The organism is Baekduia sp., from assembly GCF_035318805.1.
Lineage (GTDB): Bacteria > Actinomycetota > Thermoleophilia > Solirubrobacterales > Solirubrobacteraceae > Baekduia.
Genome location: NZ_DATHDY010000112.1, coordinates 27,981 through 51,007 on the forward strand (window position 1 = coordinate 27,981; position 23,027 = coordinate 51,007).

19 protein-coding genes are annotated in these 23,027 nt (G+C 68.0%); 7 read left to right on the plus strand and 12 right to left on the minus strand.

Annotation, left to right across the window (positions count from 1 at the left end):
• Nucleotides 1–33: 33 nt before the first annotated feature.
• Nucleotides 34–2,943, minus strand: coding sequence for a MobF family relaxase (mobF, locus tag VK501_RS22855; protein ID WP_324341576.1), 2,910 nt, complete (start codon nt 2,941–2,943; stop codon nt 34–36).
• A 167-nt stretch (nt 2,944–3,110) separates the two neighbouring features.
• A complete protein-coding gene (locus VK501_RS22860) occupies nt 3,111–6,806 on the minus strand; it encodes a hypothetical protein (RefSeq protein WP_324341578.1) in 3,696 nt (1,231 codons plus the stop codon).
• Between the two features lie 151 nt (nt 6,807–6,957).
• On the opposite strand from VK501_RS22860, the gene VK501_RS22865 reads away from it, so the two are divergent.
• Entirely contained in the window at nt 6,958–8,520 is a 1,563-nt protein-coding gene (locus VK501_RS22865) for an SEC-C domain-containing protein (protein ID WP_324341580.1), read from the plus strand.
• Nucleotides 8,521–8,918: 398 nt separating this feature from the next.
• Here the strand turns inward: VK501_RS22865 and VK501_RS22870 are convergent, their stop codons facing one another.
• The 5 genes from VK501_RS22870 to VK501_RS22890 form a co-directional block, all read right to left on the minus strand.
• Nucleotides 8,919–9,923 carry a Fic family protein gene (locus tag VK501_RS22870; RefSeq protein WP_324341582.1) on the minus strand — a complete coding sequence of 335 codons (1,005 nt, stop codon included), beginning with the start codon at nt 9,921–9,923 and terminating at the stop codon, nt 8,919–8,921.
• 434 nt (nt 9,924–10,357) lie between these two features.
• The gene (locus VK501_RS22875; protein WP_324341584.1) at nt 10,358–10,681 is read right to left on the minus strand and encodes a hypothetical protein; all 324 of its coding nucleotides are present in this window, start codon (nt 10,679–10,681) and stop codon (nt 10,358–10,360) included.
• Nucleotides 10,682–10,713: 32 nt separating this feature from the next.
• Nucleotides 10,714–11,226, minus strand: coding sequence for a hypothetical protein (locus VK501_RS22880; protein WP_324341586.1), 513 nt, complete (start codon nt 11,224–11,226; stop codon nt 10,714–10,716).
• Between the two features lie 156 nt (nt 11,227–11,382).
• Nucleotides 11,383–12,603, minus strand: a complete 1,221-nt coding sequence (locus VK501_RS22885; RefSeq protein ID WP_324341588.1) for a site-specific integrase — start codon at nt 12,601–12,603, stop codon at nt 11,383–11,385.
• A complete protein-coding gene (locus tag VK501_RS22890; RefSeq protein WP_324341590.1) occupies nt 12,600–12,821 on the minus strand; it encodes a helix-turn-helix domain-containing protein in 222 nt (73 codons plus the stop codon). Before VK501_RS22890 ends, VK501_RS22885 begins: the two co-directional genes overlap by 4 nt.
• Nucleotides 12,822–13,149: 328 nt before the next feature.
• On the opposite strand from VK501_RS22890, the gene VK501_RS22895 reads away from it, so the two are divergent.
• From VK501_RS22895 to VK501_RS22910, 4 genes are all read left to right on the plus strand, one after another.
• Nucleotides 13,150–14,331 carry a tyrosine-type recombinase/integrase gene (locus VK501_RS22895; protein ID WP_324341592.1) on the plus strand — a complete coding sequence of 394 codons (1,182 nt, stop codon included), beginning with the start codon at nt 13,150–13,152 and terminating at the stop codon, nt 14,329–14,331.
• Between the two features lie 95 nt (nt 14,332–14,426).
• Entirely contained in the window at nt 14,427–14,987 is a 561-nt protein-coding gene (locus VK501_RS22900; protein WP_324341594.1) for a type IV toxin-antitoxin system AbiEi family antitoxin domain-containing protein, read from the plus strand.
• Between the two features lie 212 nt (nt 14,988–15,199).
• Nucleotides 15,200–15,430, plus strand: coding sequence for a MerR family DNA-binding transcriptional regulator (locus VK501_RS22905; protein WP_324341596.1), 231 nt, complete (start codon nt 15,200–15,202; stop codon nt 15,428–15,430).
• Entirely contained in the window at nt 15,396–16,106 is a 711-nt protein-coding gene (locus VK501_RS22910) for a hypothetical protein (protein ID WP_324341598.1), read from the plus strand. The genes VK501_RS22905 and VK501_RS22910 overlap by 35 nt, the downstream gene beginning before the upstream one ends.
• Nucleotides 16,107–16,161: 55 nt before the next feature.
• Here the strand turns inward: VK501_RS22910 and VK501_RS22915 are convergent, their stop codons facing one another.
• On the minus strand, nt 16,162–16,377 hold the full coding sequence (locus VK501_RS22915) for a helix-turn-helix domain-containing protein (RefSeq protein WP_324341600.1): 216 nt from the start codon (nt 16,375–16,377) through the stop codon (nt 16,162–16,164).
• 105 nt (nt 16,378–16,482) lie between these two features.
• Between VK501_RS22915 and VK501_RS22920 the strand changes: the two genes are divergently transcribed.
• Nucleotides 16,483–16,818, plus strand: a complete 336-nt coding sequence (locus VK501_RS22920; protein ID WP_324341602.1) for a DUF3024 domain-containing protein — start codon at nt 16,483–16,485, stop codon at nt 16,816–16,818.
• A gap of 39 nt (nt 16,819–16,857) precedes the next feature.
• On the opposite strand, the gene VK501_RS22925 is transcribed toward VK501_RS22920, so the two are convergent.
• Nucleotides 16,858–17,505 (minus strand): nuclease-related domain-containing protein, encoded by a 648-nt coding sequence (locus VK501_RS22925; RefSeq protein ID WP_324341604.1) that lies wholly within the window; start codon nt 17,503–17,505, stop codon nt 16,858–16,860.
• Nucleotides 17,506–17,770: 265 nt separating this feature from the next.
• Entirely contained in the window at nt 17,771–20,650 is a 2,880-nt protein-coding gene (gene mobF, locus VK501_RS22930) for a MobF family relaxase (protein ID WP_324341606.1), read from the minus strand.
• A gap of 368 nt (nt 20,651–21,018) precedes the next feature.
• Here mobF (VK501_RS22930) and VK501_RS22935 point away from each other — a divergent pair, with 368 nt between their 5' ends.
• Nucleotides 21,019–21,294, plus strand: coding sequence for a hypothetical protein (locus tag VK501_RS22935; RefSeq protein ID WP_324341607.1), 276 nt, complete (start codon nt 21,019–21,021; stop codon nt 21,292–21,294).
• Between the two features lie 280 nt (nt 21,295–21,574).
• Here the strand turns inward: VK501_RS22935 and VK501_RS22940 are convergent, their stop codons facing one another.
• On the minus strand, nt 21,575–22,243 hold the full coding sequence (locus tag VK501_RS22940) for a DUF3761 domain-containing protein (protein ID WP_324341609.1): 669 nt from the start codon (nt 22,241–22,243) through the stop codon (nt 21,575–21,577).
• An 86-nt stretch (nt 22,244–22,329) separates the two neighbouring features.
• Nucleotides 22,330–23,027: hypothetical protein (locus tag VK501_RS22945; protein ID WP_324341611.1), on the minus strand; the 698-nt coding region annotated here is incomplete at its 5' end.

The window sequence follows — 23,027 nt, forward strand, 5'->3', positions numbered from 1 at the left end:
CAGTCGCCGATGCATAACTCGTCGGGTGGAACCTCAGAGATCGAGTCCGACGTCGTCAAGACCGGCGGGCTCAAGAGACGGAGCCGCGGCTGGTGCGTCGCGCCCGAGCAGCGCCACCGCCTCGCGCGCCCACGCCTCGCGGGCACGGAAGGACGCGGGACGACCGCCCAGCCCGCGGCGAGACGGCATGTCCGGGTCAAGCACAGCAACGCGGGCATCGGCAGGGTCGATCCGGGCCGGCGCTTCGTGATCGACGCTCAGAGCTGACACGTTCAGATCGGGAGACGCGGCGATCGTCTCGGCCCGGCTCGACCACCGCTCCAGCGCTTCTTCCTGCCGTGCGATGTCCTTCTCGATCGCCGCGCGGCGCGAGCGCCGCAGGCGTCCAAGTTCGGCCTGCTCGGCTCGCATCGCTTCGATCCGTCGTCGAGCCGCTTCGATCTCCCGCTGGGCGCCGTCGCGGACCTGCTGGGCTCGACCGCCCACGGCCCGGTGGGCGACATCGAGCGCGAGCTCCTTGCGGCGGCTAGGCGAGAGCATCGCGACCACGTCGTCGGCCACCGCGTCCCGATCGGGTTCGAGGCCGGGCAGTGCACGTTCGACCGAGCCGGGGGAGACGACGTAGAAGCGAGCCTCGGCGCGATGACGGCTCAGCGCGGTGTAGCCCCATTCGCGGTAGAGCTCGTCGGAGCCCAGGACGAACGAGCGGTCGACCGTCGCGCCCTGGGCGGCGTGTGCGGTCAAGGCATAGGCATGGTCAAGCCAGCCATCGTCCAGATAGGACGCGTCGAGGTCGCGTCCGCTCCCGTCCGCCGTGCGCAACGAGACCGTCCGGCGCTCCAGGTCAACACCAACAACTTCAGCGCGGGTGCCGTTGACGACGCCCGCCCGACGGTCGTTGCGACGCGCGATCACGCGGTCGCCGACCGCGAACGCTCGCCTGTCGGTCGTCAGCTCCTCCTCGCCGAGTCGGCCGTCGCGGTACATGCGCTCGCGCGCCAGCCCGTTGAGATCGGCGACGTCAGAACGCCGGTGGGCGATCATGACCGCGTCACCGGCATCGGGTCGACGGGCCGCCTCCCACCAGTCCTCGACCAACGTCGCACGCAGCTCGTCGGCGGTCGGCCGGGCGACGAGGCGCCCGTGATCGCGATACGCCTCGCTCCTTGCCTGGACCTCGCCCTGGCGCAGTTGCGCGAGAGCCGCGCGATCCCACGCCTCTGCCTGGCGATGGACCTGGTGCAGCTCGATCGCTCCGAGGTCTCGCGCGAGTCGGCGGAACGCGCCCCCGGCATCGATCTCCGGAAGCTGGCGGTCGTCGCCGACCAGGACGAGCTTGGACTCCGTGTCGGCGGCGTGCTGTGCGAGCCGGTCGATCGTGCGCGAGCCGACCATGCCAGCCTCGTCGACGACCAGCACCGAACACGGAGCAAGGCCATTGCCTTGGTCGATGTCGACGAGCAGCCGGGCGATCGTCGTGCTGTCGATGCCCGCGAGCGATTCCATCTCGACGGCAGCTCGCGCGGCCAGCGCGCACCCGAAGACGCGCACTCCGTCGGCTTCCCAAGCGTCTCGCGCGGCGGTGAGGCCTCGCGTCTTCCCGGTGCCCGCCGCCGCCCGTACGACCTGCACGCCATCGCCGGAGGTCGTCAGCGAACGCGCCATCGCGGCCTGCTCGTCGGCGACATCGCTCCGGGTCGCGAGCCGATCGTCAACCCTGGCCTCATCCAGCTGGGCGACTCCCGTGCCCTGACGGCGAGCGGCATCGGTCACGACTCGGTCCTCAATCGCCATCATCTCGGGCGTCGAGTACCGGGTGCCACCGAGCTGCGGTCGGCTCCCGTCCTGTTCAAGCTGGATGGCGTGCGGGGACGCCAGCCAGCGGTCGGCCAGGGCTTCGAGCCGCTCGACTCTTGCACCCTCGCGGTGTGCCTCGGCCCAGTCACGGAGGACGTCGCGGCGGTCGAAGGTCGACGCGTTCTCGGTGATCCCGCCGGGCGCGCCCAGGTGTTCGGCAACGGCGCGAAGGTCCGGCTGGAGCGCCGGGCCGGGAGTCCGGCGATCGAGGACGAGATCGAGCGCACGACGATCGAGGCCGAGCTCTGCCGCGCGGGCGCGCCACTCCTGTCGGAGCCGGTCGGTCGGCACGTTGTAGTCCTTGGCCCGGCGGGTCTCCAACGCGGCGACCTCCGCTGCGCGAGCCGACCGAGCGCCCAGTTGGGCGAGGCGTTCTCGGATCTCCTGGCTGCGGCGGGAGAAATGCTTGAGCACGTGGTCGTCGATGCCGCTGATCTCGGCGGCGCCGTTGCGAACCGGCTCCCATTCGACGCCAAGCTTCTCGGTGAGGCTCCTGCGCAGCGCCGCCTGGTAGAGTAAGCCAGCGGTGCGCTGATGGGCGTAGAGGGCGCGCCCGTCGAGCGCGGTCTCCCGGCCCTCAGCGTTGGTCGCGTTGGAAACGACGGCGTGGGTGTGCAACTGCGGATCGCCGGCACGCGAGGTCCGATGACGGAACGCCGCGACCGTGAGGCCGTCGCCGCGGAGCAGATTCCTGCCGTCCGCACCGCGGCGCGTCCAGGCGGCGTGGCGTTCGAGATAGCCGAGCGCTTCTCGGACCGCCTCGTCATGTGCGTCTCGGACGACGGGGGAGACGGTTCGGTCACCGATGCCGTAGACGACCGAGACCGACTTCGGGGCGGAGAACGTCAAGTCATAGGCCAAGACGGTCTTCGGTCTGGTGGCGGTCGTGCTGGGCTCGGTGAGGAGATTGAGGAACTGCTCGTCCTCGACGCCGCCGGTCAGGCCTCGACCTTGGGCGCCGCGGCCTTCCCACTGCCCTTGGGCCTCGCCGTCGCCGGTGTAGTAGTCGTCCTTGCCGGTGGCGACGTTGTCGATGTAGTAGCGCGGATCACCCGCGCCGCCGCCCACTTTGCCGATGGAGAGCACGCCCCTTTGTCGACGAGACGGCCGGATCCCCCTCGGGTGCATTCGCAGAATGCAGGTGTGTGCCGGTCCTGGTGGTGGGGGCCATCGGAACCGTGAGGGTGCTGCTCCAGTCGTGGTCGCGGACGAGTCGCAGGTGGCTGCGCGACTTGGTGATGTGGCGGTTGAACTCAGCACTCGTCAGAGCTATACCGCGTCGGCGCGAGGTCGGCCCTCAGCGATTCGAAGGACATGACCGGGATGGGCGACGCGCCGAGGACATGAGGGGCCAGGACCTCGATGTCGGTGATCAAGCGGCCGTCGATCGTCCAGTCGTCGGCAGAGGCCGCTTCGCCTCCGAGCCATTCGATGACTGCCGCGAGGTGGTGCCGGACCCAGGCGATGCGTTCGATATGGATCGCGAGCTTGGATTTCTTGGTGCGCCCGTGGGCGAAGGTGTAGTCGATCTCGTTCTTGAGTTCGCTCGGGGTGCGCGCGCCGTCCAAGTCCTTGCACTCGAGGATTAGGAGATGCCGCTGTGCCAGATCCGCCGCCAGGACATCGATGTCACCGATCGCCTCGGTGCGTCCGTCCGCGAGCGTCCGGACGAGCTGTTCCGAGCCGACCTTGAAGACGCCGGTCCGGGTGGTTAGGCCACGGGCCCGACAGAGGTCGGCCACGCGATCGTTGAACGCTGCGGTCTCCGTCTGGCGCAACTGCGACATGAACTGCTTCATTGGCAATGTGCGCGCCCTGAGTCGTTCGGTCGTGACAAGCTGAAACAGGTATCCACCGGCCACCCATGCCTGTCGCATGCCCCAGACGATTTCTGGCTCGCCCTCCGTCCGGCGCAAGAGCAGCGGTTTGCGGAGGTAGGAGAGACCGCGGTTGAACAGCCACGGGTAGACGTCGTTGCTTGTAAACGGCTTGGGTGGCTTGAGGAATGCTGAGCGCGGAGCGAGCGTGAGGAGGTCCAGCGCTTGCTCCACGCGGTCGGGGTTCCACTGCAGTGCCGCCACCAGTTCGGCCGCAAGCGAACATCGGCGTTCGACCGCCACATCCTCGCTGCGGATCTGCGCGGCGTTGACGAGTTCGGCGAAGAAGTGCCCCAGCTCGGTCAGGGTAAATCCGAACTCTGCCTCGGCCGCGACGTCTGCCGCATCCGCGAAGGCGGGGCGCTCGCCTGATCGGCGGTCCCAGTGCGAGGCGAACGACGCGGCGGTCTGACGTGCGATGACCGGTACTCGCGCCCGCAGGTAGCTCTGTTGGCCGGCGTGGTAGGCGCCATCGCGGCTCACGCCGAGACGTTCCGAGCCGAGGACGCTCACGTCGAAGTCGTCGAGCTCATAGTTCAGGACGTCGGAGATCATCCCTCGATTGACGATCTCTCCGGCGTGGGCGGTGAGCCGATCGAGGACGTCGATCGACATGGGGCGAAGCCCGGCGGGCGGACACGTCGCGACGTACTCGATCAGGAAGCGGAGGGAGACCGCGGTTGAGTTGACCTCAGGCAGCTCTTCGATCATGTCCTCTAACAACTTGGTCTCTGCGAAGCAGGCTATGCGTGAGCCGAGGGTGCGCTCCTGCAACGCGTTGCGGTGGACGAGCGCTTCATGGCGGATGACGAGCCCCTCCAACAGACCGGCCGGGTCCAGCTCGGCGACGGTCGATGTCAGGCGGTCGAAGTGGATCGCCACCGCGGCGTTGAGCGCAGGGACGCGCGCATCTCGCTTTAGGGGGCCGACCGGTGCGGCGAGCTGGGGCAGCAGCACGGCGGACATCTCGTCGAGCGCGTCGCTGACGTCAGGATCTTGCCGGAGACGCATCCGGGGAAGGGTCCCCTCGCGGAGCGGGGGTCGGTCTCCGGTCTGGAAGACGTTGATCTTCTTCTTGGGACCCAAAGGGGCGTGGCGGTCGATGGCGGCTTCTACCTCACCGTCGTCGAGTCCAGATCCTCCTTCCTCGCGGTCGAGTTGGGAGATGGCGCGGAGGACACCCTCCATCAACTCGCGCTCCGCGGCGTTGTCCGGTGCGTCCATGCGCGCGGCCATCGCGGGGAGTACCGTCACCGTCGCTGTGCGTTCGCCGCTGACCTCGACTCGCGCAACGGGACCGCTCGCACCGGGGACGGCCAAGGGCGCCCATTGATCGGGATCAGAGATGACGACGTCGATCGTCAGCATGTCGTCGTTGAGCCACACGCACTCTGGCAGGGAGGGTCCGACCTGCCAGAGCCAATAGGCGATGCAGTCGACCATCGCGACGCTGGCGAACCGGTGGGCGCTGTTGGAGAACGCCTTCTCGCCGAGGACCCACCAGGCACCCGACGCCAACTCCACGACCAGTCGTGGCCGTTCGGGATCGCCGAGGAACGGGACGTAGATCGGGATGTCCCGGTCCGCGTGGAGCAGCGCGACCTGCTCGACGGCGTCATCTGGAGTCCGGACTGCGTGGACGTCGGTCGTTCGCGCGACCTCTTCTCGGATCGCCCGACCGTAACTCGGATCGACCGAGACGAATGTCGGTCGCGCCTCGTCGTCGAGGTAGAACGAGCGGCTGTTGCCGCGCCACATCTCGTACTCGTCGATTGTGTCGAACGCCATCACCCGCGTGGATCGGCGGAGTCGGTCGCCGGCTCGGGCGAACTTCAGGAGGTCGAGCTGGTCCGGGCCCAGCATCGAGATCGTGTTGAAGGATTCGCCGGTGATGATGAGCTTGGGCGAGTCGCAGGGTGTCGGCAGGTCCGGCAGTCCAAAGACCATGGAGCGACCAACTCCGGCCAGGAGCACGACGTGCAGGAATCCGTTGGCGCGGGCGTTGTTCGCGCCGTAGGTGTACATCTGCTCGACCGCGGTCAGACGCGCGAGTAGGCCCGACGGGGCGAGGTTCGGTGACCATTGCCCGCGGGGATCGTTCGTGTCGTACTCGTCGAGGTCGTCGGCAACCACGACGACGTGGGCAAGTTTGTCCCGGTCGATCGAGAACACGAGGCTGTGCGCAGGCGTGTCCTGAGAAGGAGCGATCTCGCGAACGGGGTGCCAGTCCATCCGCTGCGCGCCCGCCGCGACATGGGACACCGCGCGCGCTGTGATGACCTCGCCGAGGGTCCGCTCGACATCTGCGTCGATTGCCATCGCTATCAACGAGTGGGTCGCGGCGACTGACAGAGCGTGTGGCCACGCGATCACGTACCGGTCGTCGCGCCGGAGGATCGGCGTTCGCTCAAGCGGATCCTGTCGCTGCGTTTCGGGCGGAAGCGGCCCTTCTGCGAGGTCGTGAACGAGGGGGTCCAACACGCTCGCAGAACAACCGAGGATCCGCTCGAGCTCTCGGCGCTGAAGCGAGCAGTGCGACGAGAGCTCAGCTAGTTCGTCAGCGGGCGGAACGGCAAGCGGATGCTGCGGACCAGCGACCGCATAGCGTGTCAGCTCTGCCGCGCTGCACAAGCTGTCGCCGAGCAAAAGTACGGCCTGCGCCAGGTCCAGAGCGCGTCTCTGGAACGCGGCAGCTTCATCCCGCCAGACACCGAGCGCGATCGCGTCGAGGAGGACCTGGAGCCCGGGCACTACGCCGGGTTCGCCGCCGGCCGCGAGTAGATACGAGCCTCCGTGGAACTGCGCCGGCTGTGTCCAGAGTCCTTCGGGCGGGTCCCACTGGCCGGCCGGCGCTATCGATGGAAGGTCACGGACCCAACGGCTCCATCGGTTCCCGTCGACCCGCGTGCGTCCGTCCTGGTGATCGTGCTGGAGAACGTAGGAGCACAGCGCGTGGAGGCTAGGAGCCGAAGCCCAGTTCTCGGCCGACATGCTGAGCGCAGCGCACCCGGCGGCGACATCCAACGGGTCGTGCCGGCGGAGATCGCTTCGCAGGGTCGAGGCCTTGGACACGGCGCCAGTTCTATAGCGCCGCCAGGATGGCAACTCCGATCTCCGGCTGGCTCGCTGGCGTCGTTGGTGGCGTGTCTGTCAGAGAAACGCGTTGGACAGAGGCCGCCCTGGTGGGTCGGCCTTCCGGTCCGGTGCATGCCACTATCGCGTTGTGGATGAGCTGCTCGTATCCCCAGGCCGAAACGATCCGTGCTGGTGCGGCAGTATGAACAAGTACAAGTCGTGTCATGGACGCGGACCGCAGTTCGGTCCGGGCGCGGCGCTCCCCAGCGACGACCCCGAGGACGGTTCGATCTGGATCGCTCCAGATACTGCGCTCGCTCCCGAGGCGATCCAGGACATGATGCGAAACCTCCGCGGCGCGCCGATCAATGCCCCGTCGTCCGAGCCTGAGCAACGACCTCGCAGGATCAACGCGTTCTCGCAGACGCTTGCTGAGGCGGCGGTCGGCGCACCGCCGTTAACGCTCAAGGAAATCGCCGCGGAGCGCGTGGGCGGGATAGACGCCCTCGGCCTGGGCTCCGAGGACGTCACATACCTGAGATCGCGGCTCGCCGACTTCAGTCCGGAGGCTCACGAGGAGCTTCTCGGCGTCATCTTCCGCGCGGCGAAGTCGACCCTGGATCGACTGCGACATGACGCGACGCTCGTCGACGCGCCCACTGCGTTGTGGGCGCGGAGCGGCGACGCCCGACGGCTGGCCGGGCAGACGCTCCTGTGGGCTGACCACTACTTGGTCGCCGACCGCGTGGCGGCACACTTCCTCGACTGTCCCGAGAGAGGGCGTCTCGCCGGTGCAGCCGAGGGCCTCGCCGCAGAGGCACAACTTCGCCCGCTGCTGCAAGCCGGAGCGGTGGCGCTGGTACCCGAGGAAGCGGCTGAGGTGCTGGTCGCGGAGGAGGCCTACGCGACGACCGACGAGAGCCTCGCCCAGGAGGCCTTCGTGGTTTGGGTGATGTCGCAGCTGCAGATCAGTGGCCCGACCGAGCGCGAGGTGGTCTTCGTCAATGCCCTCGACGCGCACGACCTGGGGGAGATGTTCTTTCACGCTCGGATCGACGAAGCCAATGACGATGGCAGGTTCACGACGAGCATGCTCCGGCGTCGGTACGACCCCGCCTACGACTACAAGCCGTGGATCGCTCAGGTGCGGCGACAGGTGGCCGCGCATCGAATCCAGCAACTCAACTTCGATCTTGCCGTCGCCGAGACGCTTGGCGGCCAGCTACTCGCAACGTCACTCTTCGACGCGCGTCTGCTCGGTCGGCTTGGTCGTGACGCCGCCACGCCCCAGCACCTGATCTGGGCTGACGTGCCAATGCTGCCCACAGCTGATCCGGACACGCTGGTTCGCATCGCTGCCGAGGACGAGCTCGTCGAAGCGCTCAGACGAACCGTGCGACGCGGCATGGCTGCTGCTGCAGGACCTTCTGGCCAAACGGCCGCTGTCGAGATCGCCGCGCAGCTGCGCGAAGACGCCGCGCAGCTAGAACGGACGATCCGGCGGGACCAGATCTGGAAGCTGGCAGGGCCCGCGGCGGCCGGCGTCGCAGGCCTCGGGCTCGGGGCCGTAGTCGGTCCGCTCGGCTTCGCCGCGGCGGCGCTTGGAATGGCTGGCGCCGTGTCGCCTCTGATCGCCGACCGAAGGGCGAGGAGGGAGCAGGCGGCCTACGCCGTACACATCGCCGATCGCGTGCGGCGTCGGCGGTCCTAGTCTTGGCTGGAGCCGCTCCCATTTGGCTGTCGGTACCGCCGCGCCAAAGCCCGAGCCAGCGGCGATACGCTCACCCCATGACCCGAGTTTCGGCCAACGTTTCGGCCAAAGCAGGGAATTTCGCCTCCGCGAGCTTGGACGCCCAAACGCAGAAGGCCCCGCAAATGCAAGGCCTTCCCGGCCTTCCAGGATGGGCGCGGCGGGTTTCGAACCTGCGACCTCTCGCGGGAAGGACGAAGGCGATCAGGGCAATAGGCCGGAATGCCCGAGGGCTGCAGGGCGCCCAGCTGTTTGGGAGCTCCGCGGATTCAGCTCGATTGACGCCAGTATCGGCGCATATCGGCGCTAGCGATCGGCTGGTACCCATGTCCGGGTCAAAGCTCGTTCAGTCACGAGAATTAGAACTCTGTCCGAAGCCGTCGCCACTTGGCACTGCGACCGCTGCCGATCCTCTCGATGATTCCGGCGTCGCGAAGCTCAGCGAACACCTTGTTGATGTATGAGTCGCTGGCTCCGGCTGCAGCTTGGCGTACCTCTCCGACCGTGAATTCGCTGGAGACCGACGAACGGATGTACTGCTCGATTGAGGCTCGTTTCGCACCACGGCCGCCCACAACTCCAACTCGCTCTTCGAACTCGTTGTAGGCGGCCGCGACAACGCCTAGGAAGTAGTTCAGCCATGGGCCCAGGTCGTGCTCGCCTTGATGCCACCCGTGACCAGCCGCCTGTAAGGCTTCGTAGTAGGTCTCTTTGCTCTCGTTGATAAGACGCTCGAGGCTGATGAAGCGGCCCACTTCGTAGCCGGATTGGTAGAGCGCCAACAACGTGAGGAGCCGACTCATCCGGCCATTGCCGTCCCGAAAGGGATGGATGGCTAGGAAGTCGAAGATGTACGCTCCGATCAGCAGCAGAGGATGGTGCTGATGACCGTCGCGGGCGGACAAGAAAGAGGCGTGAAGCTCGTTCATGGCGTCTGGCGTATCGACGGCAGAGACCGTCCGGAAGCGGAGCATTTCCGTTCCGTCCTGCTCTTGTTCGGTGATCGAGTTGTCGACACTCTTCCAACGGCCCGCCGGCACACCGGTGAACTGGTAGAGATCGCGGTGGAGTTGCTCGACAACAGTGGGCCTGAATGGGATCGCCTCGGCACTCGAATGGATCGTGTCGAGTACGGCCCGATACCCGGCGATCTCCGCTTCGGATCGGTTCTCTGGAGTGGTCTTGTCAGCGACCAGCGCTCGGATGCGTTTGGGCGGCGCAGTGATCCGCTCAATGGCATTCGAAGCCTCGGTGCTCTGGATGCGAGCGATCTCGGTGAGAGTCTTGAGAGACTGCGGATGCTGGCTACGGAAGACCTGCTCACGCCCCCGTGCGGTATCAATATCGCCCAGAGCGAGTGCCATGGGTCCGGGGACAAGGCCGATCTGGGTCGGGAGGCTTCGGAACGAATGCATAAAGAAGGCCCAGAGTCAATATCGCACTCTGTCCGACGAATCTAGCACTCTCGAGCACGTCAGTAGAGGATTAGTCGTGCTCGTCGCGCTTCTTCTAATCTCGCACTCAGGGCCTCGAATAGCCCACTCTCGGCCGATGACTGCGGGAACTGTGTGCTTTCCCGCACGAGGTCGGCCAAAGCTTGCGCGAGAACAGCTAGACGCATGCGCGCGATACCAGCTCACCGCGTTCGATGCTCTCACGTACGTCCGGATGGCTAAGTCGTCGCTTCCATGTCGACGACGTTGGCGTGACGTGCGCGAACTACTGACCAAACTCCGGGCGCCGGACCCGCCGGTGTCGACCTTAGCCAGCGTCGTGTGGGGGCGACGGTGCTGGTCCCCTAGAGCATGGACTGTAGGTCGTCGGTCGTCACCGATTCGGCGCGCAGTACCCATGCAGCGGCATAGAGGAGGCCGGCTGCATCTGCGGCCGCGGGAAACAGTTCTTCCGGCGTCGGGGTTTCACGCAGCCGCACGCTGGCGCGCTCCCACAGCGCATTCAGGGCCGGGAAATCGATGCCATGGGCTGCCGCCAATGCCTCGATGTCGGGCTGGCACGACTCGAGCGCTTGCAACGCTGCGGTAGCCCCGCCGTTCAGCAGTTCCTCTGGCGACTCATCAAGTCTCTCAGCGGCGGTGAGCAGATCGGCCGAGCACGATGTCATGAGGGTCTCCTGCTGGGAACGGGATCGGGATCCTACATCGCGGCGAAGATTGCGCTGGCGACGGCAGTCTGGGCGAGGGCGGCCGCGTGAGGGACCTCGACGAGTCGCTGCCGCCGCGCCTGCCAGATCCCAACCGTGGTGAAGACCCCGGAGGGGTAGAGGATCTGGAGCGCGTGAGCGAACGCGCAGGCCATCACCGGGGCGATGGCCGGTTTGAAATCTGGGCCGTCCCACAAGACAACGCGACCCGCAAGAGCTGCCCCATCGTCCAGGACAACGTCCAGGCGAGCTGACACGGAGTCGCCTTGCAGGCTGACGACAGCCTTCGCGTCGAGCGCTTTCATCTGCCGGCCGTCAGCGGCATCATGCTTGATGTACCAATCGAACCCGTCGATGACAGCACGGGCTCCGCTCGCCATGCTGTTGTTCTCGTGCGCGGTCCACTGTCCAACCTTGGACTGACCGAGGTAGATCCTCGCTGGCGCCGAGCCGCTCGAGTGCAACATTCGTACGGCCGCGCGGGCGCAGGTGGTCGGCACGGTCATGAACGCGGGAGGCGGCGCATCGCCCGGTCCGGGGCTCTTGTATCCAGGCTGTCGACACGCTCGACTCAATTGATGTGCATTGAGCACTGCGCGACTGGATGTCAAACGGACCGCCGATAGCAAGCGTTCATCGGTGGGAGCCCATACGCGGTTCGGTCAATCGCTCAACTCGAGCCCAGTAGGTCGCTCGCCGCGCCCTCCGGCCATCCCTCCGGCCATCCCAACCGCCGGCCCCGCCGCGAACGCCCGCTCCATCATCTGCCGCTCCTCTGAGCGCGGCGCGTAGTCGGCGTAGATCAACGTGGTCTTGTAATCCCGGTGGCCCATCCACTCCTGCAGCGTCCGAAGCGGCACACCCGACGCTGCAGCCTGGGTGCCGAAGGTGTGGCGCAGGTCGTGGAAGCGCACCGGCCGAACTCCGGCGGCCGCGAGCGTGGCTTTGAACCGCTTGCGCAGCTTCGACGCGTCGAGGACGGAGCCCAGCTCCGGATGGCCGAAGACGAGGTCGTCGTCTGCCTGATGCTGCGATGAGATGAACAGCCGGTCCAACGCTCCGGCAGTGCGGCTGATCATCGGGACGGCGCGGCTGGAGCGACGCGACTTGGGCGTGCCCCAGTGGCCTCGCGTGTAGTTGCGGCGCACGCGGATGACGCCCGCGGTCCAGTCGACGTCGCGCCAGCGCAAGGCCACCAACTCGCCCTGACGCAGACCGCATGTGGCGGCCACGAGGAACAGCGGGTAGTCGACCCGTCCGAACTCGGGATCGGCGACCGCCCGCAGCAGCGCTTCGAGCTCCTCGTGGGTCAGGAACCGGATGTCGGGGTCGCTGTCGGGCGTGCGCGGTCGGTCGACGGCGGCGACCGGGTTGGCGTTGGTCCAGCCCTTCTTCATGGCGTGTCGGAACACGCCGTGCAGGAAGGTCAGCTGCTTCCCGACCGTCTTGCTCGCCAGACCCTCACGCTGCTTGGCGATGAGGTAGTCGGCGACCAACTGGGTATCGATGCGCTGCAGCGATCGGCCCGCGAAGAACGGGACAAGGTGCTTGCGCAACATGATGGTGTAGTCCTGGAGCGTCGTAGGCCGGCGATTCATCACCTGGTCGAGGTGGACGAGGTAGCGCTCGCCGGCGGTCTGCAGGTCGACGCGCTCGCCGACCGGGACGACGCGGACCTCGGCGTCGATGAGCTTCTGCAGAGCTCGCTCGGCGCCGGTCTTGGTCAACCCGGTCGATTCGCCGGCGCGGCGCTTTGGTCCGAGCTTGCGCTTGACCTGTCGGCCGCCGACGTAGAAGCGCCCGTAGTAGATCTCGCGGCCGTACTTGTCGGTGCGCGTCTCCAGCGAGCCGGTCCCATGGGCGCGGCGAGGCGAGCTGCTCATCGTGCCGGCCCCCGCTCGTGATCCTCGATCCAGCGCTCGACGGCGCTGAGCTTGAACCGGCGATAGCGGCCCACGCGGACGTGCGGGAATCGCCCGGCGCGGGTCTCGGCGTAGATCCAGCTCGGGTCGACCTCGAGCAGCTCGGCGACCTGCTGCGCGGTCATCAGCCGGTTCGCGGACGACGGCTCGGAGTGATGCTGGGCGGCGTGATCAGACATGACGCTTCTCAGTCGACGAGGACGCCCGACACCCCTCGTACGACCTGCTCAGTTCGCGACTCGATCGTGGTCTCGACATGACGAGATCTCCTCTGTCGTGAGACCACGCCGGCCGCATGAGAACGGGCTTTCAGCCTGAGAAGGCCTATAACAGCTCGCTCATAACCCGAAGGTCGCAGGTTCGAATCCTGCCCCCGCTACTTGCGAAAGGCCCTGCATGCAGGGCCTTTCGTCGTTTAAGCGCGCGCGTTCATCTGAGTTCGTGGTTCCAATATGGTTCCAATTGGGGCGAGGGTGGAGGCGCTTGCCGCGCGACATAGTGGTGGTGATGGCGCGTCGCTCCTACGGAACTGGGCAGCTGTTCGTCCGGGCCGACAGCAACGGTCGCGAGACCTGGTACGGCTCCTGGCGGGTCGGCGGCCGGCGGGTCAAGCGGCGGGTGGGCTTGAAGCGTCGGCCGTCGACGTCAGATGGGCTGACGCGCACGCAGGCCGAGGCGGAGCTGCGGCGGCTGATGGGCACCGAGGTGGTGCTGGCCGGCCCGGCGCGCAAGACGATCGAGGAGGCCGGCGCGCTGTATGTCGAGCACCTCGAGCACGTCATGGAGCGCAAGCGCACGACGATCCACGACTACCGCGGCTACCTGCGCCGCCACCTCGTCCCGTTCTTCGGCGCGCGGCCGATGGACAAGATCGACCGCGCGTTCGTCGAGAACTACCTGCTGGCCAAGAAGCGCGACGGCCTGTCGTCCAAGACAGTGTGCAACCACCTCAACTTCCTGCACGGCCTGTGGTCGTTTGCGATCAAGCGCGAGTGGGCGCTGAAGAACCCGGTCGCGCTCGTCGACCGTCCGCGGATGCCGCGCTTCAAGGAGCGGCGGATCCAGTTCCTCACGCGCGAGGAGCTCGACGCGGTCGTGCGAGCGGTGCCCGGCGATGTGTTGGGGTCGGTCGAGGCGCCGCTCTATCTGACCGCCGCGATGACGGGGCTGCGTCAAGGCGAGTTGATTGCCTTGCGGTGGATCGACGTCGACTGGAGCGCGTCGCGGATCCGGGTCGCTGACTCGTACGTGCGCGGCGCGTTTGACTCGCCCAAGAACCATCGTGGCCGCTCGGTGCCGATGGCCGACCGGCTGGCGGGGGAGCTGGAGCGCCACTTTCAGGCGTCGCGGTGGCGGGCGGAGAATGACCTGGTCTTCGCGCATCCGGTCACAGGGCATGTGGTGGACTCGTCGAAGCTGCGCAAGCGCTTCTACGTCGCTTTGGAGCGCGCGGGCGTGCACCCGATCACCTTCCATGGTCTGCGCCACACGTTCGGGACGCAGATGGCCGCGGCCGGCGCGCCGATGCGCGCGATCCAGGAGTGGATGGGCCACGCCGACATCTCGACGACCGAGATCTACTCGCACTACGCGCCGGACCCGACGGGTGGCGTGATGTTCGCGCAGAAGGCGTTCGGGGACCCGGTGGGGGCGCTGCCGGGCGAGGCGGCGCCGTTGCCAGGGTTCTGATCACGGCCCGGGGTGGTACGAGCAGCGACGAAACGTTGATGTTCGTACGCCTTGACTCTGCGTACAAAGGTCGACAAAATGTCGCTGTTCGTACGATGCCCGGTCTCCGCTACACCCAACTCGCACAACGCGCAGCCGAGAGCTACGGCTACCTCAGCGGCGAGGACGCTCGAGGGCTCGGCGTGCCCATGGGGACGCTCAACGCGCTGGCGCGTCGCGGACAGCTGGAACGCGTCGAGCACGGGATCTACCGCGTCCCGCTGATCCCGACCAGTCCGCTGGACGAGTACATGTTGGCCACGCTCTGGCCGGGCGGCCACGGGCGCATCTCCCATGAGTCCGCGCTGGGGCTCTATGACATGAGCGACGCCAACCCCGCGAAGATCCACATCACGGTGCCGGCGTCCTACCGGACGCATCGCGACGTCCCCGCGCTGTACGTCCTGCACCACGAGGACCTCGACCCGGCCGATGAGGCCAACTTCGAAGGCATCCCGGTGGTCTCGCCGGCCAAGGCCATCCGTCAGGCTCACGCCGGGCACATCCGTCGTTCGCTGCTGGAGCAGGCGATCGACGATGGCGTGCGTGGCGGTTGGCTGCGCGGCCGACAGGCCGATGAGCTGCGGGCCGAGATCAGCGACGGGGTCAAGCGGTGACGTCGAAGGCTCCGGGCGACCGGTCGCACCTGGAACGCCTGGTTCGAGCGGTCAGCCTCGGAACAGGGCATCGCTGCCGGGGTTCTGATCACGTCGCGCGATCAAGTCAGCCCCGTCGCTGCCGACTACCAAGTCCACCATCGCTACCATGTCAACATTCTTGACAAGGTCGACCCCGAGGGGCTAGCTTCGTCCAGAAGGAGCTGTCTGAGATGAGCACGCTGTTGCAGGTTCGCGAAGCCGCCCGAGTGCTGGGCGTCCATGAGAACACCTTGCGCCGCTGGGAGCAGCGAGGACTGATCACGGCCGTCCGTCTGCCGAGTGGTGTGCGCCGGTTCCGCCCCGAGGACATCGAGGGCCTGCGCGAGCAGATGTTCAGCGGCTTTGCTCCGCTGACCGTCGACGACGATGTCGTCGACGTGCGCGCCACGTCTGTGGACTGAGACCGCCGATACGGCGGGTAGCGTCCGGCCGCGCATGGGTCCCGGTGAGCACCGACCGCACGACGAGCAGTACTGGCAACAGCCGTGGGCAACGCAGCTATTTGCCGGAGACCTCTTCGAGGCCGTGCCCTTCGGTGACCAGCCGACGCACATCGTGTCGGCCGATGGCGAAGACGGCGCGACCAAGCACTACGTCGGCGAGATGGCGTTCGGTTATGGCCTGCTGACGACGCCGACCTGCGACATGACCGATCAGCGCGAAGGCGGCGCAGTCAGTCATCCGTTCCGCGTCCTCGTCCCGGTAGTCCCGCTCGACCAGGTGCTCGCCGGCGCGTCCGACGTGGAGCGCAACCTCGGGCTCCTGCGCGGGCGCGATGCGCTCACGGCCTATCTCTACCTACCCGCGCTCGCCGGCGTGCTCGACGAGGAGCACGTCGCCTGCCTGTTTCGCCCGTCGCTCGTCTCTGACGAGTTGCTGCGCGAACCACCGCGGCGCGTCGCCCAGCTGCAGCCCGAGGCGCGCCGGCACCTGAAGGTCAAGCTGGCCGCGTACTGGGGAAGAGTTCGTGTCCTCGCCCAGGACCTGCCGCTGCACGAACGCGGCGAAGAGGAGCTGCGAGCGGAAGCGTGGCCGCCGAGTCCGTACGACCCGCCGGAGCTGACCACGTCGTTCTGAGGCGACTTGGTTCGGCTCAGCTCAGAACGCGAGCCGTTCCAATTTGGTCCTGCGCTCAGGGTCGCGTGCGCTGCTCGCCGACCCAGCGCTCGAGGTCGGACCGCAGGAACCGGACGTGCTTGCCGATCCGCACGCACGGGAGGTGGCCGCTGCGGGCGGCGTCGGCGACCCAGGAGGGGCGGACCGAGAGGATCTTGGCGGCCTGGGCGGCGGTGAGCAGCGGCTCGCGCAGATCGATGGGGTTGACGTCGAGGCTGAGCTGCTTGGCCATCGTGGGCTCCGGTTCGGTGGACTTCTGCTTAGTCGACCGAGCCACCGAAACCCCCTTCCCCGAATGCCGCGCTGCTGGTCGCCGCTCGGGCTAGGATCCGCGCCCATGCTTCCCGAGCGCGACGTGGCGGCGATCAAGTCCTACTGCGAGCAGCGCAACGATCCAAAGACCAGCGACCAGCTGCGCGTCGAAGCCCACGTCGAGCCGACGACGGTGACGATCGTCGAGCGCCAGGCTCCGTGGACGCCGGACATCGGGCCGGAGTGGACCACCGTCAACGTCGCGCGCTTGCGCTACACGGCGACAAAGCGCGAGTGGACGCTGCAGTGCGCCGACAGCAACGGGCGCTGGAGTCGGTATGAGTACACCAACCCGGGGGCGCGGGTCGACGTGCTGCTCAACGAGATCGATCGCGATCCGACCGGCATCTTCTGGGGCTAGTTGCGCCTGGCCGATGGCCGCAGAGGCCGGCTGAGCGGCTCAGGCTGGCGGGAACGCCCCGGCGAGAACGCGGGCCATGGCGTCGATCTGCGCGGTGGTGAACGGCCCGCTCGCATTGAGCCGCTTGGCCAACGCCTTGCGGTAGAGCAGCAGATGCGAGCGGATCTTGGTGGTGCCCAGGCCGAGCATCGGCAGGTCGGCCTTCGTGAAGCAGAACACGCCTTGGATCGGCCATGACTGTGCCGCGTCGCCGAGGGCACTCTCAACCGCGGCGACCTGGCGATCGAGACCGTCGACGCGCTTCGTGCGGTCGCGGCCGTCGGCCAACAGCTTGGGCTTGCCGAGGAGCGGCGTGGAGACGCTGACCTTGCCCTTCCAGTCCTTCGCGTCGATGACGAAGATGCCGTTGGGAGAGATGGCGAGGTGATCTATGTTGCCGCGTCCGCGGGGCATCCGGCGGTCGTGCAGCAGCACCGTCGGGCCGTCCGACGTCCGGGCCTCGAGGGACCCGGCTACGGCGGCCTCGCCCCGAGCGCCGCGGAGGAAAGCCTGCTCGTGCTGGGGCTCGTCGCGGAGCGCGAGCAGCAGCCCGCCGATGTGGGGATGGGCTTGGCGCGTCTGCTCGCGGTTGTGCTTGCGCCGGGCGTGCTCGCGCAGGGCGCTGGCGCCCGGGACGCCGCGGTCCATCGGCTGCTGCGGCGCTGGCGTGGGAGTCGGAGCCGGGCGGGTGGGCGGGACTAGGCAGTTGAGGCAGGTGACGGCGCGAGCGTTGGCATCCCAGTGGGCTCGGGTTCCCGCGGTGAGCTCGGTGCCACAGTGCGCGCACTGGTCGGGGCGTCGCAGCGCCAGGATCCGCGAAGGCATGCTCACTTATTCGGTGCCGGCTGATCGGCGCTTGACCGGTCGTTCGTCTAGACGGCGACCGGGCAGCGTGTAGGCGTGGGCCGGGTACCTAGAGCTCGAGGCCGAGGTCGTCCATCGATGGCTCCATCGAGGACACGTGATCAAGCGGCGTATCGCGCGTGACCAGCAGCGCCGCCTCGCGCATCCACGCCTCGCGCGCGGCAAAGCTGGTCGGGCGATCGCCGAGAATGTCGCTCACTCGGTTGCTTGGGTCGAGCATCGCCGTTCGGGCTGCGTGACGGTCAAGCGTGCTGGGTGTCGCGACATCTGGATCCGGTAACCGGAGCGGCACCGTGGGAGTCACCTCGTCGGCCAGGGTCGACCATCGCTCGATCGCCGCACGCTGCTGGTGGATGTCCCGCTCGATGGCTGCCCGCCGCGAGCGGCGCAACCGGCTCAAGCCGTCGTGCTCAGCCTGCATGTCGGCGATGCGCTGCTCAGTCATCGCGACCTCGTCGAGGGCGACGACCGTCCGTGCGACCCCGCCGCGCACCAGTACGTCCAAGGCCATGTCCTTGGTTCGGCTGGGCGAGAGCGTCGCAACGACGTCCTGGTGGAGGTCATCGGGCTCAGCCTCCAGCCCGGGCAGCGCGCGCTCGACCGACCCGGGGGAGACGACGTAGAACCGGGCCTGGTCGCGGTGGCGGCTGAGCGCCGCATAGCCCCACTCGCGGTAGAGCTCGTCGGAGCCCAGCACGAAGGAGCGGTCGACGGTCGCGCCCTGGGCGGCGTGGGCGGTCAGGGCGTAGCCGTGCTCGAGCCAGCCCTCGTCGAGGTAGCTGCCCTCGAGGCGAAGCTCGGCGTCGCGTGCGGTGCGGACCGTGAGCGTGCGTTGTTCTCGGTCGATGCGTACAACTTCACCGCGGGTGCCGTTGACGACGCCGACGCGTCGGTCGTTGCGTCGCGCGATCACGCGGTCGCCGACGGAGAACGACCGATCGCCGGCCGCGAGCTCTTCCTCGCCGAGCTGGCCGTCGCGGTGCATCCGCGCGTGCGCCAGGGCGTTGAGCTCGGCGACGTCGCTGCGTCGGTGGGCGATCATCACCGCGTCCTGCTCGCCGGTCCGCGCCGCCTCCCACCAGTCATCGACGAGCGCGGCGCGCAGCTCGCGGGCGGTGGGGCGGGCGACGATGCGCCCGTGGTCGCGGTAGGCGTCGGCCCACGCGCGGACGTCGCCGTCGCGCAGCTCGGCGAGCGCGTCGCGGTCCCAGTCGGCGTGTGGTCGGCGGACCTGGTGCAGCTCGATCGCACCAAGGTGTTCGGCCAAGCCGCGGAACGCGCCGCCGGCGTCGATCTCGGGTAGCTGGCGGTCGTCGCCGACGAGGACGAGCTTGGCTTCGGTCTCAGCAGCGTGGCGGGCGAGCCGATCGATCGTGCGCGAGCAGACCATCCCGGCCTCGTCGACGATCAGCACCGAGCCCGACGCAAGGCCATGTCCTTGGTCGATGTCGCGCAGGACCGAGGCGATGGTGGCGCTGTCGATCCCGGCGAGGTTCTCGAGCTCCAGCGCGGCGCGGGCCGACAGCGCGGTGCCGAAGACGCGGACGTCGTTTGCTTCCCAGAGCTCGCGTGCGGCGGCCAGGGCATGGGTCTTGCCGGTGCCTGCGGCGGCGCGGACGACCTCGACGCCCTGGCCCGTAGTCGTCAGGCGGGCGGCCATCGCGGCCTGCTCGCCGCTGAGGTCGGGTCGCGTGTCGAGCGCTGCGGTGGCGGCGGCCGGCTCGACGCGCGCCACACCCGCTCGACGCCGTTCGGCCGCGTTGGCGATCAGTCGTTGCTCGAGCGCGAGCATCTCCGGCGTCGAATAGCGCGCGCCGCCCAGATGCGCGCGACCGCCGTCGTCCTCCAGGCGCACCGCGCAATCGGAGGCCAGCCAGCGGTCGGTGAGCTGTTCCAGGCGCTGGACCTCGGCGCCGTCGCGGTGCGCGACGGCCCACGCCCGCAGCACGTCGCGGCGGTCAAACGTCGAGGCCTGCTCGGTCAGACCACCCGGAGCCGTCAGCTCGTCGCCGGTCGCCGCGAGATCGGGTTGCCGCGCCGGCCGCGGGCGGTGGTGGTCGAGGAAAGCGTTGATTGCCTCGGGCCCGAAGTGCAGGGCGGAGGCGCGTGTGCGCCACTGCTCGCGCAGGCTCGGCCCGTCGACGTCGTGGCGTTTGGCGCGTCGGGTGTCCAGGGCGGCGATCTCGGCGGCGCGCCGCGAGCGTCCACCGGTCTCGGCGAGCCGCTCGACGATCTCGGCTCGTCGTTGGGAGAAGTGCTCGAGAACCCGCTCGTCGATGCCACGGATCTCGGCGATGCCCTTCTTCGCCGGCTCCCACTCCACACCCAGCGCCTCGGTGAGCCGGCGACGGAGCGCGGCCTCGTAGAGGTAGCCGGCGGTCCGCGCGTGCGCGTACAACGCGCGGCCGTCGAGCGTTGTGGCGCGCCCCTCGGCCATCGTGGCATTGGCGATCACCGCGTGGGTATGCAGCTGCGGATCGCCGGCGCGCGAGCTCCGATGCCGAAACGCGGCCACCTTCAAGCCCTCGCCGCGCAGCACGCGATGTCCGCCGCTACCGCGACGCGTCCACGTCGCGTGGCGCTCGACATAGCCCAACGCCTCCTCGACCGCCGGGTCGTGCGCTTCGCGGACGACCGGCGCCAAAGTCCGGTCGCCTACACCGAACAGGACAGAAACCGACTTGGGCGCGGAGAACGTCAAGTCATACGCCAACACCTTCCGGGGGTTCGCGGTCTCCGACGAGAGCAACGCCAGGAACTGCTCATCGTCGACCGTCCCGTGAACGCCTGCTGCTGCGGCGCCACTGCCCAGCCACCCACCGGGCGACTCGCCGCGACCGGAGTAGTAGTCCTCCTTGCCCCGGGCGACGTTGTCGATGTAGTAGCGCGGATCGCCGGCTCCGCCGCCGACCTTGCCGATGGACAGCACATCCCTTAGTCGACGAGGCGCCGGCACGCCCCTCGGGCGATCGCACACCGTGCAACTGCGTGCCGGGCTGTTGTGCGGGTGTTACTGGGACCTGGATCGCGGAGCAAGGAGGTGGGCGCCTGTGGTCACGCGAGCTGCTGCCCTGTGCTCCTGACTGCAGAGCTGCTGGAGGTAGTGGCTGGGGATGGTGCGCTGTGGGCGGTGTCCTAGTTGAAGAGGTCGACAGGCTGAGCCCAGCGCTAGGACGTCAACGGCACCGACGCGTTCGCGTCCGTCTCGCGTCCGTCTCGCGGCCTTCTCGGCGCCGAGGACGACTGGTGGCCCCGTCGTGGGCAGAAGCCGCCCGAGGAGGGTCTGCAAAAGCCGCGATGCAGACGCCGAAGAGGACCAGCGGGGCACCGAAGAACAGCCCGCGCAAGCAGAGGTGGGGCATCGATGCGGTGAAGAAGCCGGCACAAGAGTCCCTCGTTGAGCCAGCGGCCGAGCTCGGCAGCACCTCGTGCGACGCCGCCGGCGTTGAGCGCGAGGACAACCGCCATCGCTGCGACGCGCATCAGCCAGTCGTCCCGATCATCGGCCCGGCAAGTCATCGGCAGCTCGCCACCGTCACCCGCCCGAACAACATAGTGGGGCCCTACACCTAGTCGCGCGTCGCGCCGCGTTACGGTGCGCCGTGTGTTCGACGAGCACCTCAGCCGCCAGCACCGCCTGAGCTACGCCACCCGCGGGCCGGAGAGCTCATCAGGGCTCCTGACCCATCGACGTCGAAGTCCACGGCTCAACGTTTGCTACTCCTTTGCCGGAATGCGGTCGCGCCGGTCTCATCTGAGATCGGGCGACCCCCGATTGGTTCAGTCCGATCCGCGACACGTGAGTCGTCGGCTCTGCGACGAGAGCGGTAGAGGCTCGCTGGTCTGCGCTGCGTTAGCCGACTCCACCATGATGGCTGCAGGCGCCTGATCGGCCAATGGAGTCGGAGTAGGTGCCGTCGGCGCACTGGCCGACCGAACCCTGGCCGTTGCCGAAGTCCTCGGTCGTCGGTGCGCCGTTGTAGGTCCCGTCGTGGTCGGAGTAGTCGCTCTCGTCAACGGGCGGGGAGCTGTCGTAGGAGGAGTCGGGTGTGCCGTTTGGGCTCGACGAATCGGGTGAGCTGTAGGTCTGGTCGGAGGTTCCCGATCCCGTCTGACTACCGATGGGAGGGTCGCACGTGTCTTCGGTCGGTGTGACCGCGCGCGAGCGGCAGAAGGCTTCGGCCTGCGTATCGGTGTAAAGGTCGACTGAGGCACGCGAGAAGCGGACGGAGCCGCCGTCCTCTGCTCGGCAGGTCACGGTGAGGCTGGCGGCGCAGGTCATCGCGTAGCGGCGGTGCGTCACCGGGCTGTATGCGCGAAAGCCGTCGTCGCCCTGCTCGAGCGCACGCCAGAATCCGTAGAAGACGTTCTCAGCGAAAGCGCAGCTGGTCGTGCCGACCCGCGCCTTGATGTTGGTGTCGCAGTTCTTCCATACGTTGCGAGGCTTGTGGCGCGTAGCGGAGCGCGTGGTCGAGGTCGACGCGCTTGCCGGCGCCGTGACGGCGGGTGCAGCGGCTGGCACCGTCCGATTCACGGTGACCGTCGCGTTGTTCGCGGTAGCTCCGCATCCGGCGATACTGACTGCAGCGGCGGCCGCGGCCCAAACTCTTACGAGTTGCCGAGATGCCATTGGTAGCTGAACTTCTCGAAGTTCACGGTGGCTGTGAAGCCGTAGCCCTCGATCGTGCCGTCGTCGTTCTTCTTGTTATAGGCCAAGCAGGAGTAGCGGCCGGTCCGCGCGTCGAGGTTTGAGGCGTTGCCGCCGCCGACCGGATCGCACTGGGTGCCGTAGATCGGTCCGTCGAGGTAGCCGTCGGCTACGCGTCCGCGGGCGTCCTTTGTGATGGCCTTGCGCAGGTCGCTCACGAGCGATCGCCGGATGCTGCGCGTCGCGGCATCCTTGGCCTCTTGTGCGCGGCGTTCGGCCGCGGCTACGCGGTCGGCGGCGATCTGGGCCAGGCGGGCCCGACGCTGAGCATCGGCGCGACGATGCGCCGCGGCGGCGAGCTCGCGCTGATGCTTCTCGTCGGTGTTGTGCTTGGTGATTAGGGCGGCGGCCGTTCCACCACCGCCGAGCACGAGGAGCGCCACTAAGCCTCGATCCACCGATCTGACGTGAGTGTCGGTGTTGTTGGGGTTCTTGGGCGGTCGCGGTGACCGGTTGTGGCCGCGTTGCGGTCTCGGTGATGGGGTTGAGGGGTGGGCGGGGCGTGGCGTCGGTGTCGGCGGCCCGGGTGCGGGCAGGCCGAAGCCGGCGGTGAGGCGTCGGTGGTCGTCGCGGGCCCCGGGCCGGGTCAGGCGGGTGG

Excerpts from the sequence above, each read along its gene's own strand:
- VK501_RS22870 (WP_324341582.1), bottom strand. The coding sequence starts at position 9,923 with ATGGCACTCGCTCTGGGCGATATTGATACCGCACGGGGGCGTGAGCAG.
- VK501_RS22875 (WP_324341584.1), bottom strand. The coding sequence starts at position 10,681 with ATGACATCGTGCTCGGCCGATCTGCTCACCGCCGCTGAGAGACTTGAT.
- VK501_RS22880 (WP_324341586.1), bottom strand. The coding sequence starts at position 11,226 with ATGACCGTGCCGACCACCTGCGCCCGCGCGGCCGTACGAATGTTGCAC.
- VK501_RS22885 (WP_324341588.1), bottom strand. The coding sequence starts at position 12,603 with ATGAGCAGCTCGCCTCGCCGCGCCCATGGGACCGGCTCGCTGGAGACG.
- VK501_RS22890 (WP_324341590.1), bottom strand. The coding sequence starts at position 12,821 with ATGTCTGATCACGCCGCCCAGCATCACTCCGAGCCGTCGTCCGCGAAC.
- VK501_RS22895 (WP_324341592.1), top strand. The coding sequence starts at position 13,150 with ATGGCGCGTCGCTCCTACGGAACTGGGCAGCTGTTCGTCCGGGCCGAC.
- VK501_RS22900 (WP_324341594.1), top strand. The coding sequence starts at position 14,427 with ATGCCCGGTCTCCGCTACACCCAACTCGCACAACGCGCAGCCGAGAGC.
- VK501_RS22905 (WP_324341596.1), top strand. The coding sequence starts at position 15,200 with ATGAGCACGCTGTTGCAGGTTCGCGAAGCCGCCCGAGTGCTGGGCGTC.
- VK501_RS22910 (WP_324341598.1), top strand. The coding sequence starts at position 15,396 with ATGTCGTCGACGTGCGCGCCACGTCTGTGGACTGAGACCGCCGATACG.
- VK501_RS22915 (WP_324341600.1), bottom strand. The coding sequence starts at position 16,377 with ATGGCCAAGCAGCTCAGCCTCGACGTCAACCCCATCGATCTGCGCGAG.
- VK501_RS22920 (WP_324341602.1), top strand. The coding sequence starts at position 16,483 with ATGCTTCCCGAGCGCGACGTGGCGGCGATCAAGTCCTACTGCGAGCAG.
- VK501_RS22925 (WP_324341604.1), bottom strand. The coding sequence starts at position 17,505 with ATGGACCGCGGCGTCCCGGGCGCCAGCGCCCTGCGCGAGCACGCCCGG.
- VK501_RS22935 (WP_324341607.1), top strand. The coding sequence starts at position 21,019 with ATGCAGACGCCGAAGAGGACCAGCGGGGCACCGAAGAACAGCCCGCGC.